Source organism: Pseudoalteromonas sp. 2CM28B, from assembly GCF_023161935.1.
In genome coordinates, this window is sequence record NZ_JALNTH010000071.1 from 1 (window position 1) to 13,252 (window position 13,252).

The following is a 13,252-nucleotide window of genomic DNA, read 5'->3' on the forward strand; positions in this document are numbered from 1 at the left end:
GCGGTCAGCGGTCAGCGGTCAGCGGTCAGCGGTCAGCGGTCAGCGGTCAGCGGTCAGCGGTCAGCGGTCAGCGGTCATTTTTAATGTTGCGATTAAACTAGTCAACATTTTTGAAAGCGCTACGGTTTCATCAAGCCACTTTCGACCAACGGACTTATCTATATAACAAATATCTATTCCAATATAAATTTGCGTTCTTGCTTCAGCTATTGATGAGCGAGCGATATCTAAAAACCTCACTTTTTCTTTATTGCTGTCTCTTGTCATTCCCTCGGCTATATTACTAGGAACAGACAAGCCAGAGCGCGTTAATTGATCTCTAAATCCGTAATCTTTTATAGTGCTAGTCGCTTTATAAATATCAGCACTTAAGCGAGCAGATCGTTTCCATACTTCCAAGTTTTCAAAGTTCATGGGCTAAATCCTAGCTATTTACTTTTAGCTTAGAAGTATTTGAAGAAATAGAAACCCTAAACGCAATTAAAGCCTAAAACTGATAGCTGATAGCTGATAACTAACAGCTAATAACCCCCACTTTCCTTACGATTTTATCTGCACTAAATCAAAGTCAGCCATGCCTGGGACAATCGCTTGCAAGCGTGATTCGGTCACATCGAGTGCGTTTAAACATTCACAGTATTCAGAGGCTTTAAGCTCAAGTTGCTGAGCCTTTTTTTGCAGTGATTTATCTATTTCTTTAGAGATAATATCCATACGTTGGCCCATGTCATTAATGCGGTCTTCAATATTACCTTCGCGTGATTTAAACGCATCACCAAGCGACATTAAAATAGCCCCTAACGAGCCATGTACGGCAGAGTGTATTTGCTGGCTAATTTCTTTAGTGAAAAAATCATCTATTTGCGAGAGCGACTGTGGCGCGATAAAAAAGAAGTCATCACCACGCTTAAATTTGTCCATAAGCGCACGTTCTACGTACTGGAGCTGGGTTTTTAGCACCTCTGGCTCTTTGTCAGACATCCCCTCGACTACATGTTCAATGGCGCTTAAACCTAAGTTAACACCATCGGTAGCCAAATTAACAAGCTCCGGCACCGTATGGCGAATACCATGGCTAAACTGCTCAAGCACTTTGCTTTCTTCAGTGCTTAAATCAACCCAGTAACCTCGAATAAAAAGCTGATTGTTATTATTAATTTGTACGCGTGTTTGGCCTTTATCAAGAATACGTATAACGTCGTCGGTAATTATTAAGCCATGACTAAGCTCAACATCACACTGTGACTGAGCTAGAACTGCAGAGCTTGAAAGTGCTAAACACAACGCCAATATCGAACGAGATAACAACGCCATATACACCTCAACAAGCTAAAAAAGGAAGGCAAGTAGGTTAACAAAAAACCAACTTTATGCAAGAAAATTTAGCGAAGCATATAATGGGATTAATAGGTTAAATATTTTTAATAAAAAGCCGGTGAAGCATTCACATCACCGGCAATTAAATACCTATTCTTGCTATGCCCAATTCAATACGCAATAGCTATAATCATTAGCACAAAGCCATCCACATATGTAAAACTAAAAAGTGTTAAGATGTTGTTCTATTTAGCAAGTTTATTTAAGTATCGAGTAAAGTCATCACCAAGCTTACTATCACGCATGCCGTATTCAACAATCGCTTTTAAATAACCTAGCTTATCGCCACAGTCGTGAGAACGACCACTCATATGAAATGCTTCAACGGTTTCTTGAGTCATTAGCGCATCAATAGAGTCTGTTAACTGTATTTCACCACCAGCGCCCACAGGCGTTTTAGCAAGTAGCGGCCAAATGCTTTTACTCAATACGTAACGCCCTACTACAGCAAGGTTTGAAGGTGCCTTATCGGCATCTGGTTTTTCAACCATTGTTTTAATTGCCGCACTGTTACCTGGTGTTAGCTGTACGCCGTTAATATCAGCAATACCGTATTTACTTACATCATCTTGTGCTACTGGCTCTAGCATAATTTGACTTGCTTTAGTCTCGTTAAAGCGTTTGATCATCGCGGCTAGGTTTTCAGTTTTTTGATCGGCCGTGTAAGCATCAAGTATTACATCAGGGAGTAATACTATAAAGTCGTCATCACCTACAATTGGCTTTGCACATAAAATAGCGTGCCCTAGGCCTTTAGCTTCGCCTTGGCGTACACTCATTACCGTTACATCAGTAGGACAAATAGAGCGTACTTCTTCAAGTAACGCACGCTTAACGCGCTTTTCTAAGGTTGCTTCAAGCTCGTAGCTGGTATCAAAGTGGTTTTCTATGGCGTTTTTAGAGCTGTGTGTTACAAGTACAATATCTTTAATACCTGCAGATACACACTCACTCACTATGTATTGAATCAATGGTTTATCTACAATTGGTAGCATTTCTTTAGGAATTGCTTTAGTCATAGGTAACATACGTGTGCCAAGGCCGGCAACAGGAATTACAGCTTTCATGGGTAGTCCTTTGTTTGTAAATTAATTATTTTTAAGTTAACAGGTTATATGTAGATGGGGGCTGAATGAGTGTGAAGCTATCAGTTTTTAACTTTCGGCTTTTAACTTTTAAAACTTATTTATAAAAACCTTTATACCACTTTATTAGCTCTCTAACGCCTTGCTTAACATTTACTTGGGCTTTGTAGCCAGTTACTTTAAACAAATCTTGCATGTCGGCATATGTTTTATAAACGTCACCCGCTTGCATTTCGCGAAAGTTTTTATTTGCCTCAATACCAAGCTCGGCCTCAATTGCTTCAATAAACTTCATTAGGTTTATTGGACTCCCATGGCCAATATTATAAATAGCATAAGGAGCAGAGCTAGTAGCTGGAGAACCGCTCTCTACTCTCCAGTCTGGGTTTGCTTGAGGTATAACATCAGCAGCACGTACAACAGCTTCTACAATATCGTCAATGTAAGTAAAGTCACGCCACATATCACCATTGTTATTTATATCAATAGTATCCCCATCAAGTATCTTTTTAGTAAAAATATACGGCGCCATATCAGGACGACCCCACGGGCCATAAACTGTAAAAAAGCGCAGCCCAGTAGTTGGTAAGCTATATAAATGCGAATAGCTGTGAGCCATTAGTTCATTAGCTTTTTTAGTCGCCGCATAAAACGATACAGGGTGATCAACACTATCGGTAGTTTCAAATGGCGTTTTTTCATTTAGGCCATAAACAGAGCTAGATGATGCATAAACAAGGTGCTTAACATTGTTATGCCTACACCCTTCGAGTACATTTAGGTACCCCACTAAATTAGAGTCGGCGTATGTATCTGGGTTCTCTATTGAGTAGCGTACGCTCGCTTGCGCAGCTAAATGTATTACTTTATCAAACTGTTGTACTACAAATAACTCGCTCATTACTGAGCGCTCACTTATATCGAGCTTAATAAACGTAAAGTTATCGTGGCTTTCAAACTGCGCCAAACGTGCTAATTTTAAATTTACATCGTAATACTCGTTTAAATTATCAATACCTACTACAATATGGCCCGCAGCTAATAATTTTTGACACGTTGCAGCACCAATAAAGCCCGCTGCCCCTGTAACTAAATACTTCATAAAATTCCTAATTTAAGCAAAAAAGCCGCATCAACATACATTTCAGCGGCTTTTAAAAGTAATCTCTAACAGCTATTATCTAATCAATCACTACCAAATAAATCACGTGTATACACTTTATCTACAATGTCGCTAAGCTCCTCAACCATACGGTTAGAAACCACCACATCAGATATCTGCTTAAATTCGTTTAAGTCTTTTATTACGCGCGAATGATAAAACTCGCTCTCTTCAAGAACAGGCTCAAATACGACAACCTCAATACCTTTTGCTTTAATACGTTTCATAATGCCTTGAATAGCAGAGGCTCTAAAGTTATCTGAGCCTGTTTTCATTACTAAACGGTACACGCCCACGATTTTGGGGCTACGCTTAATAATTGAGTCAGCAATAAAGTCTTTACGTGTTGTGTTAGCGTCTACAATAGCGCCAATTATATTATTTGGTACACTTTGGTAATTAGCACGCAATTGTTTAGTGTCTTTTGGTAAACAGTAGCCGCCATAGCCAAACGACGGATTATTGTAATGCTTTCCAATACGTGGATCTAATCCTACACCTTCGATAATCTGCTTACTATTAAGCCCATGCGCTTCTGCATAACTATCAAGCTCATTAAAATAAGCAACTCGCATTGCAAGGTAGGTGTTAGAAAATAACTTAATAGCTTCGGCTTCTGTTGAGTCGGTAAATAGCACTTCAACATCTTGCTTAATTGCACCTTGCTTAAGTAAGTTAGCAAAAATAGTTGCGCGCTCGCTTTGCTCGCCCACAACAATACGTGATGGGTGCAAATTATCGTAAAGCGCCTTTCCTTCACGTAAAAATTCAGGGGAAAATATTAAATTTTCAACATTCAGCCGCTGCTTTATATCAGCAGTAAAGCCTACCGGAATAGTCGACTTAATCACCATAACTGCATTAGGGTTATGCGCCATAGTATCTTTAATTACCGCTTCAACAGAACTAGTATTAAAGTAGTTGTTTTCAACATCGTAATCAGTGGGTGTAGCTATAATTACGTAATCAGCGTTTTTATAAGCGGCTACTTTGTCGGTAGTGGCTGTAAAGTTTAAGTCATCACGTGTTAAAAAATCGCTAATTTCTTTATCAACAATTGGTGACTGCTTATCGTTTAAAAGTGCTATTTTTTTTTCGTCAATATCAAGTGCAACCACTTCATTATATTGCGATAAGAGCATAGCGTTTGAAAGGCCTACATAACCTGTACCTACCACTGCAATTTTCATATTAATCCTTTAAAATTAAAAGTTTAAAATTAAGCATTTTTTAATAAGTAGTGAAAGTTCTACTCATAATAGCTTACAAGCTGCTCAATAAAACTAGCGACTTGTGATTTAGGTAGTTCATTAATGCCCGCGGCAGCAGCTCGGCCCCCACCTGTAGCAAACTTACTACATATATCTACAGCACCTTGTTTGTTGTTAAGCGGCGCTCTCACACTTACTAAATAGCTGCCTTTGCTATTAAACGTAAATACTGCATGAGCCTTATTCGGAGACTGATTAGCAAGATCGTTACCTAAAACGCCACTTACCCGGCGAGCCCAAGCCGCATCTTCTAATAAAATTACTTTGGCAGTATCACAATCATGAAGGACTTGTGCATTAGCTGCTTTTTCCATATCGGCTTTATAAGCTCGCTCAAGAGTATAATAAACCGAGCTTTTATCGTTTATTGCATCAAACGGCGATTTATACTGTAAAAGAAGCTCAAACAAACTTTCTGGGGCGAAGTGTAAATCAGCCACTTCACTTCCGTAGCCGTTATAATTTATGTAAGTACCAAACGCTTTTAACTGTGACTTTTGTAAATCGTTTAAATTTAACTTGTCAGCCTCGCTATCTGCTTTAGCAAATAAATTATCACCGTAAGCGGCTGTAATAGCCCATAAGTGAAACTGCTTATCTAGTAAATCACTAACGATTAAGCTGGTACACATATTCGCATCAAGATCGATATGCGCATATAAATTAGCATGATTAGGTATATCGCCAGCTTTATGGTGATCTACGTACATAACACGAGCTCCAGCACTTAAAGCATCGTGAAGCGCAGGCATATTTTTTTCCATTGAAATATCCAACACTCGAATGCAATCACCCTCTTTTGGTGTGATTTTTTGCATTAGTTGAATATCGCGTTTTACCCCTGTTACCTTAATTGTATCGGTAGGGTTAGCTAATTGAAGCTGAAGTAAAGCGATAATACCATCGGCATCACCGTTAAAAATGTCATATTTCATAATACTCTCAAGTACCAAAATAGAAAAAGTATACCAATATAATTAAAGGCAGTTCTTAGGAAAAGCATCTTTATACTATCGGCAAAACAACAAATAATTGCTTTCGCAAGTAAAGCCAAACCAATTGATAAACTTAATACTCAACAGCTGTTAGCTGCTAGTATCTACAATTTTATTTTTTATCAAATAATCTACAATTTGCTCTGCACATTGTTCAATGGTTTGGTCAGCTGTTTTAACATGTATATCGGGGTTTTCGGGCACATCAAATGCTGAACTAATCCCTGTAAAATTTGGTATTTCACCTGCGCGCGCTTTCTTATATAAGCCCTTTGGATCGCGGCTTTCGCAAACAGCTAGCGGTGTATCAATAAACACTTCTACAAATTCACCTTCATTTACTATACTTCGAGCTTGAGCGCGGTCAGCTTTAAATGGCGAAATAAACGCGGTAGATACAATAAGGCCCGCATCTACAAATAATTTAGCAACTTCACTTATGCGGCGAATATTCTCAACACGGTCTTCATCACTAAATGTAAGCCCCTTATTTAAGCCCATGCGTACATTATCGCCATCAAGCAAATAAGTATGGCAGCCTAATGAAAATAGCTTTGCTTCAACAGCATTTGCCACTGTAGATTTTCCTGAACCACTTAAGCCAGTATACCAAAGCAATACAGGCTTATGACCTTTGTGCTGTTGCTTCTGTTTTCTTGACACTGTTTGAGCGTGCCATACTATATTTTCATCTTGGCTCATTGGAATACCCTTGTTCTAAACTATCTAATATATTACTACTAAAAAGTGTTTGCGTGTAGAAGTAAAAAGACTATTGAAAAGCCATGCATATATTTTAACCTTTGCAGCACTCATTTAACTTAACTCAAAACGATTTGACCACCGAGAGCACAGAGGCGCTGCGCGCTACACTGAGAAGTTACTAACGCCAGCAAGCTGCGCGTCTGCAAGTAATAATTACTTCTCCTTATCTTCTCTGTGTTCTCTGTGGTGATAAAATCACTTTCGTTGTTTATTTAAAAACAAATCTACCACCGAGGACACCGAGGCGCTGCGCGCTACACTGAGAAGGCATTAATAACGCCAGCAAGCTGTGCGTCTACAAGTAATAATTACTTCTCCTTCTCTTCTCTATGTTCTCTGTGGTGATAATAATCTCTTAATCACTTTATGCATTTAGCCCAAAACAATTTGTTCACCGAAAGCACAGAGGCGCTGCGCGTTACAATGAGAAGATATTAATAACGCCAGCAAGCTGTGCGTCTACAAGTAATAATTACTTCTCCTTCTCATCTCTGTGTTCTCTGTGGTAATAAAATCACTTTTTATCGTTTATTTAAAAACAAATCTACCACCGAGGACACCGAGGCGCTGCGCGCTACACTGAGAAGGCATTAATAACGCCAGCAAGCTGTACGTCTACAAGTAACTATTACTTATCTTACTCTTCTCTATGTTCTCTGTGGTAATAAAATCACTTTTTATCGTTTATTTAAAAACAAATCTACCACCGAGAGCACAGAGGCGCTGCGCGCTACACTGAGAAGATATTAATAACGCCAGCAAGCTGCGCGTCTACAAGTAACTATTACTTCTCCTTCTCTTCTCTGTGTTCTCTGTGGTGATAAAATCACCTTCGTTGTTTATTTAGAAACAAATCTACCACCGAGGACACCGAGGCGCTTCGCGATATACAGAGAAAATATTCATAACGCCAGCAAGCTGTGCGTCTACAAGTAACTATTACTTCTCCTTCTCTTCTCTGTGTTCTCTGTGGTGATAAAATCACCTTCGTTGTTTATTTAGAAACAAATCTACCACCGAGAGCACAGAGGCGCTGCGCGCTACACTGAGAAGTTACTAACGCCAGCAAGCTGCGCGTCTGCAAGTAATAATTACTTCTCCTTATCTTCTCTGTGTTCTCTGTAGTGATAAAATCACTTTCGTTGTTTATTTAAAAACAAATCTACCACCGAGGCGCTGCGCGCTACACTGAGAAGGCATTAATAACGCCAGCAAGCTGTGCGTCTACAAGTAATAATTACTTCTCCTTCTCTTCTCTATGTTCTCTGTGGTGATAATAATCTCTTAATCACTTTATGCATTTAGCCCAAAACAATTTGATCACCGAGGCGCTGCGCGCTACACAGAGAAGATATTAATAACGCCAGCAAGCTGTTCGTCTACAAGGAATAGTTACTTCTCCTTCTCTGTGTTCTCTGTGGTGATAACAATCTCTTAATCACTTGAATGGGCTTAACCCTAAACAATTTGACCACCGAGAGCACAGAGGCGCTGCGAGCTACACTGAGAAGATATTAATAATGCCAGTAAGTTACTTGCGTAAAATGCCCCTAATTTACACTAAAAGGAAAAAACACAGGCACAAACACCAGCACAACCAGCGCATACACTATGCTAATAGGTAAGCCTATTTTTACAAAGTCGTTTAACCTGTAATTACCTGCATTAAATACCATCAAGTTAGTTTGATAACCATACGGGCTAATAAAACTTCCGCTTGCAGCAAACGCTACCGCCATTACAAAAGGCAACACATCTACACCAAACCCTAAAGCCACGGTATAGCCTATAGGAAACATCAACGCCGCAGCAGCGTTATTAGTTACAAACTCGGTCATTAGCCAAGTTACTACATAAACTAATACAAATGCAGTGTACACATACCTAGGGTCATCAAATTGACCTATAAATCCACCTAACAATTCAACCACGCCAGAGTTAACCAGCGCACTCGACAGTAAAAGTGCAGATGAAACCACTAGCCATATATCAATCGGGAACCGTCTTACTAACTCATTAGTAGTTAAACTACGAGTAAATAAAAGGCCCCCGAGCAATAATACTAGCCCCTCTAATAAATCTAGCACTCCAGCAGCCGCTAATGCTATTGTGGTTACAAAGCCCCCAATGGAAAGCCAAGCTCGCCAGCCATTAATTCTACTTTCAGGCTCTACACCAGATAAGGTTAAAAAGTTTTTATTTATATTTGTTCTAGATTTATAGTCATCACCCACGGCTAACACTAAAAAGTCACCAGAGCGAATTACTACATCACCTAACTTACCCGAAACCTGTTCACCATCTCGTCTTATTGCCACTACAGCAGCATCAAACAATGCCCTAAACCCCGTAGTTTTAAGCGTGCGTCCTACAATTATACTTTCAGACCGAACAACTACCTCAGTAAGGTTGCTATTTAAAGTACCATTTTTTTCTGCAAAAATTTCTAAACCTGAAAACTGCCCTAGCTGCAATAATTTAGTTATGTCACCGCAAAAAATAAGTCTGTCCGAAGGCTGAATTACTTCCGTCGGTGAAACAGGGCTAATAAGCCTGCCTGATCGCACTATTTCAACTAAAAATAATGATTCCAAATGCCTAAGCCCATTAACCTCAACAGAGCGCCCAACTAACTCAGAGCCTGTAGAAACTTTAGCATCAATAAAATACCCCTCTGAAGTAGCATTATTTTGCTCAATACTTGGTAACATTCGGGTGCATAAAAACATAGCTAAACCACAGCAAAGTACCAAAATAGCACCCACAGCAGTAAATGAAAAAAACGATAACGACTTACCCGACGCCTCAATATACATTGAGTTAACGATTAAATTAGTAGAAGTACCTATTAGCGTAAGCGTTCCACCTAAAATAGAGGCATACGATAAAGGTAATAGTAGTTTACTGGCAAAATGGTGGGGGTTATTCCTAATAGGCGAAAGTAACGTAGCCACAACCGCAGTATTATTTAATATAGAAGAAAAAAAAGTGGTAATACCAAACAACCTAAACCAAGTCGAAAAGTAGCTATCAACAATAGTTTTTGAGGCAATAACTCTTAGCAAGCGAGTTTTCTCAAGTGCTAAGGAGCATAAAACAAGCAAAATTAATGTTACAAGGCCAGGGTTTGCAATACTTGTTAAAAACTGATCTTTAGTCACTAAATCGCAAGTGATTAAAGCAATAAGTGTTGCACCAAAAACAGCAACAGGGCGCGTTTGTAAAATAATTAAACCTAAAATTGTAAAGGCAAAAATACAAAGCGTTAGATATGCATCTAATGGCATGGTTAAAGTAGCCATCCTTAGTTAAAAAATTAAAGTGCGGGCTTTCAAAAAGCCCGCTATATCTCGAGTAATCTAACGGATTACTTTTGCATCCCAATGAGGAAAGTGCTTACGAACTAACGCATTAAACTCAACTTCAAACGCAGAGTGCTCGCTTTTAGGTTTGTTGCCTTTACCGTTTAATGGCTTACGTATCATACCCGCACCAACCGTTACGTTAGTTAAACGGTCAATCACAATAAACGCACCAGTGTGTTTATTTACATCATATGCATCAAATTGGACGGGCGCTGTTAATGCAAATTGACAGTTACCAATTTCGTTTAGATTTAATTGTGATGCTTCTTGCTGCTCTAGCGTGTTCACATCAACCTTATAGTTAACAACCTCAGCGTAACCATAAACCGATTTACTTCCTACTTTAATTTCGTATTCACGGTCTACATGAAGAGCTTCTTCAGTCATCCATACTACGTCTGCTTCAAAGCTATCAGCTGAATGTGGCTTTTGGTGTGGACGTACCAGCATATCACCACGGCTTACATCTATTTCATCTTCAAGTGTTAATGTAATAGCCATACCTGCTGATGCTTTTTCTAGGTCGCCATCAAAAGTAACTATTGATTTAACCTTACTCTCTTTACCTGAAGGTAGTGAAGCAATTGTGTCGCCCACTCTAATGTCACCCGCAGCAATCGTACCGCTAAAGCCCCTAAAGTCTAGATTTGGGCGATTAACATATTGCACCTGTAGCCTAAACTCATCGTTTTTCGCATGGTTTACTTGTACAGTATTCAGTAGCTTCATTAACGTTGAACCAGGATACCAGCTCATAGCTTCGCTTTCGTTTACTACATTATCGCCACGTAGCGCCGAAATTGGCACAAAGCGTACATCATCAAACGAAAGATCCTGCGCAAACTCGCGGTAATCTTTTTTGATATTTTGATAAACCGACTGCTCGTAACCTACCGCATCCATTTTATTAATAGCGACAACTACGTTTTTAATACCTAATAAAGAGCAAATATAGCTATGGCGACGTGTTTGCACCTGCACACCGTGGCGCGCATCAATCAAAATAATAGCTAAATCACACGTAGAAGCACCCGTTGCCATATTACGCGTGTACTGCTCATGCCCAGGCGTGTCTGCAATAATAAATTTACGTTGGTCTGTTGCAAAATAACGGTACGCAACATCAATCGTAATGCCTTGCTCGCGCTCAGATTGCAGGCCATCTACTAAAAGAGATAAGTCGAAATCGTTATCAGTGGTATTAAAACGTTTTGAATCCTTTTCAATAGCAGCCATCTGATCTTCAAAAATCATTTTGCTATCATAAAGCAAGCGGCCAATTAATGTAGATTTACCATCATCCACGCTACCACATGTTAAAATACGTAGCATGTCTTTGTTTTCGTGTACTTTTAAGTAAGCTTCAATATCTGTAGCAAGTAAGTTTGGTTGTGTTTGTTCGGTCATTTTAAGTCCTTTATAAGCTGTAAGCTATAAGCTATAAGCTATAAGCTATAAGCTATAAGCATTATTCTGTTGCTATTGAGTTTTTTAGGCTATTGATCATAGCCTGTAACTCTTTGGATTCTATAACCCATTCACGGCCAGTATCGTTATTTATATAACCAATTTCTATGCCGATATAAATCTGGGTTCGGGCTTCTGAAAGAGATGAACGTGCAATATCTAAAAAGCGGCGCTTTTCTTTATTACTGTCTCTTGTCATCCCTTCTGCTATATTGCTCGGTACAGATAGTCCTGCACGTGTGAGTTGATCTCTAAAGCCATAATCACGTAAGTCTGCTGTTATTTTATAAATTTGTGCGGATAACCTTGCTGAACGTTTCCATACTTCTAGCTTTTCAAAGTTCATAATAATCCTTTTGATAAAGTCATCAGATCTAAGATTTAAAATCTATATAGCACTTGTTTTACTTACAACTTACGGCTTTAAACTTATAGCTTTGTTTTAGAAGTAGCCTTCCATTTTTTTCTTCTCCATAGAACCTGCAGAGTCGTTATCAATTACTCGCCCTTGACGCTCAGAAGTAGTACAAAGCAGCATCTCTTGGATTATCTCAGGAAGGGTTTGTGCTACAGACTCAACAGCACCCGTTAGCGGGTAGCAACCAAGCGTTCTAAAACGAACCATTTTATTTTGTACTTGTTCGCCCTCTTCAAGCTCCATACGCTCATCATCAACCATAATAAGCGTGCCATCGCGCTCAACTACAGGGCGCTCTTTCGCAAAGTATAATGATGGAATTTCAATACCTTCAAGGTAAATGTACTGCCAAATGTCTAGCTCGGTCCAGTTACTAAGCGGGAACACACGAATGCTCTCACCTTTATCTACTTTACTGTTATAAACGTTCCACAGTTCTGGGCGTTGGTTTTTAGGATCCCAGCGATGATTTTTATCACGGAAAGAATAAACACGTTCTTTAGCACGCGACTTTTCTTCATCGCGGCGAGCACCACCAAATGCAGCGTCAAAATTATTCATATCAAGCGCCTGCTTAAGGCCTTGAGTTTTCATAACATCTGTATGCTTAGCACTACCGTGTACAAATGGGCTCATGCCCATTGCTATACCTTCTGGGTTTTTATGAACAATTAGATCAAAGTCATACTTTTCGGCCATTTGATCTCTAAACTGGATCATTTCTTTAAATTTCCAGTTAGTATCAACATGCATAAGCGGAAAAGGAATTTTACCGGGGTAAAATGCTTTACGTGCTAAGTGTAATAAAACCGACGAATCTTTACCTACAGAGTAAAGCATTACTGGATTATCAAACTCAGCTGCAACCTCCCGCATAATATGAATCGACTCGGCTTCGAGTGCCTTTAGATGAGTTAGCTTTTCTTCATTCATGATGTTTTTTCATATCCTAATTTATCAAAATCCATTCGCGTCAATTTTAATGACCGACTTAAAAATTTTATGCACCGGTAGTCTATGTTTAATTACTAGGGCATGCAATGTGTGTATTTATTCAAAGTCGCCTAGCGGTCAATTAAGCAATCGCCAATTTTGGCGTAGACGAAGAACTTGCTCACGTTAAAAGGCCAGCTGCTCATGGCTTCAAAATGAAATAAACACCAGCAAGTTGCCCCTCTACAAGTAATAATTATCTCTATTTATCTTCCCTGTGGGGATAACCTCTTCATCACTTTGTGTATTTAGGCTAAAAATTTTTACCACCGAGGATACAGAGGCGCTGCGCGCTACACTGAGAAAGATCTTCTCCTTCTCTTCTCCGTGTTCTCTGTGGTGATAATAATCTCT

The 13,252-nt window shown here is 39.3% G+C and carries 11 protein-coding genes; all 11 read right to left on the reverse strand.

Annotated features, from left to right (window positions below):
- Positions 1 to 60: 60 nt before the first annotated feature.
- Positions 61 to 414, reverse strand: coding sequence for a four helix bundle protein (locus MTN96_RS36030; protein WP_024032429.1), 354 nt, complete (start codon positions 412 to 414; stop codon positions 61 to 63).
- Between the two features lie 126 nt (positions 415 to 540).
- Positions 541 to 1,314 (reverse strand): YggN family protein, encoded by a 774-nt coding sequence (locus tag MTN96_RS36035; protein ID WP_138579207.1) that lies wholly within the window; start codon positions 1,312 to 1,314, stop codon positions 541 to 543.
- A gap of 248 nt (positions 1,315 to 1,562) precedes the next feature.
- A complete protein-coding gene (gene galU / locus MTN96_RS36040; RefSeq protein WP_096739071.1) occupies positions 1,563 to 2,444 on the reverse strand; it encodes a UTP--glucose-1-phosphate uridylyltransferase GalU in 882 nt (293 codons plus the stop codon).
- Between the two features lie 115 nt (positions 2,445 to 2,559).
- Positions 2,560 to 3,564 (reverse strand): NAD-dependent epimerase, encoded by a 1,005-nt coding sequence (locus MTN96_RS36045; RefSeq protein WP_096739070.1) that lies wholly within the window; start codon positions 3,562 to 3,564, stop codon positions 2,560 to 2,562.
- An 83-nt stretch (positions 3,565 to 3,647) separates the two neighbouring features.
- A complete protein-coding gene (locus MTN96_RS36050; protein ID WP_096739069.1) occupies positions 3,648 to 4,814 on the reverse strand; it encodes a nucleotide sugar dehydrogenase in 1,167 nt (388 codons plus the stop codon).
- A 59-nt stretch (positions 4,815 to 4,873) separates the two neighbouring features.
- Complete coding sequence (locus MTN96_RS36055; RefSeq protein ID WP_096739068.1) at positions 4,874 to 5,830, reverse strand: DHHA1 domain-containing protein; 957 nt, start codon at positions 5,828 to 5,830, stop codon at positions 4,874 to 4,876.
- Positions 5,831 to 5,980: 150 nt separating this feature from the next.
- Positions 5,981 to 6,592: an adenylyl-sulfate kinase gene (gene cysC / locus MTN96_RS36060; RefSeq protein ID WP_096739067.1), complete on the reverse strand. Its 612-nt coding sequence runs from the start codon at positions 6,590 to 6,592 to the stop codon at positions 5,981 to 5,983.
- A gap of 1,613 nt (positions 6,593 to 8,205) precedes the next feature.
- Positions 8,206 to 9,942 carry an SLC13 family permease gene (locus tag MTN96_RS36065; protein ID WP_248534735.1) on the reverse strand — a complete coding sequence of 579 codons (1,737 nt, stop codon included), beginning with the start codon at positions 9,940 to 9,942 and terminating at the stop codon, positions 8,206 to 8,208.
- Between the two features lie 72 nt (positions 9,943 to 10,014).
- Positions 10,015 to 11,427: a sulfate adenylyltransferase subunit CysN gene (cysN, locus tag MTN96_RS36070; protein ID WP_248451372.1), complete on the reverse strand. Its 1,413-nt coding sequence runs from the start codon at positions 11,425 to 11,427 to the stop codon at positions 10,015 to 10,017.
- A 61-nt stretch (positions 11,428 to 11,488) separates the two neighbouring features.
- A complete protein-coding gene (locus MTN96_RS36075; RefSeq protein WP_248534738.1) occupies positions 11,489 to 11,833 on the reverse strand; it encodes a four helix bundle protein in 345 nt (114 codons plus the stop codon).
- 96 nt (positions 11,834 to 11,929) lie between these two features.
- A complete protein-coding gene (gene cysD / locus MTN96_RS36080) occupies positions 11,930 to 12,838 on the reverse strand; it encodes a sulfate adenylyltransferase subunit CysD (protein WP_029773230.1) in 909 nt (302 codons plus the stop codon).
- Positions 12,839 to 13,252: the final 414 nt, after the last annotated feature.

Excerpts from the sequence above, each read along its gene's own strand:
- MTN96_RS36030 (WP_024032429.1), bottom strand. The coding sequence starts at position 414 with ATGAACTTTGAAAACTTGGAAGTATGGAAACGATCTGCTCGCTTAAGT.
- MTN96_RS36035 (WP_138579207.1), bottom strand. The coding sequence starts at position 1,314 with ATGGCGTTGTTATCTCGTTCGATATTGGCGTTGTGTTTAGCACTTTCA.
- galU (WP_096739071.1), bottom strand. The coding sequence starts at position 2,444 with ATGAAAGCTGTAATTCCTGTTGCCGGCCTTGGCACACGTATGTTACCT.
- MTN96_RS36045 (WP_096739070.1), bottom strand. The coding sequence starts at position 3,564 with ATGAAGTATTTAGTTACAGGGGCAGCGGGCTTTATTGGTGCTGCAACG.
- MTN96_RS36050 (WP_096739069.1), bottom strand. The coding sequence starts at position 4,814 with ATGAAAATTGCAGTGGTAGGTACAGGTTATGTAGGCCTTTCAAACGCT.
- MTN96_RS36055 (WP_096739068.1), bottom strand. The coding sequence starts at position 5,830 with ATGAAATATGACATTTTTAACGGTGATGCCGATGGTATTATCGCTTTA.
- cysC (WP_096739067.1), bottom strand. The coding sequence starts at position 6,592 with ATGAGCCAAGATGAAAATATAGTATGGCACGCTCAAACAGTGTCAAGA.
- MTN96_RS36065 (WP_248534735.1), bottom strand. The coding sequence starts at position 9,942 with ATGCCATTAGATGCATATCTAACGCTTTGTATTTTTGCCTTTACAATT.
- cysN (WP_248451372.1), bottom strand. The coding sequence starts at position 11,427 with ATGACCGAACAAACACAACCAAACTTACTTGCTACAGATATTGAAGCT.
- MTN96_RS36075 (WP_248534738.1), bottom strand. The coding sequence starts at position 11,833 with ATGAACTTTGAAAAGCTAGAAGTATGGAAACGTTCAGCAAGGTTATCC.
- cysD (WP_029773230.1), bottom strand. The coding sequence starts at position 12,838 with ATGAATGAAGAAAAGCTAACTCATCTAAAGGCACTCGAAGCCGAGTCG.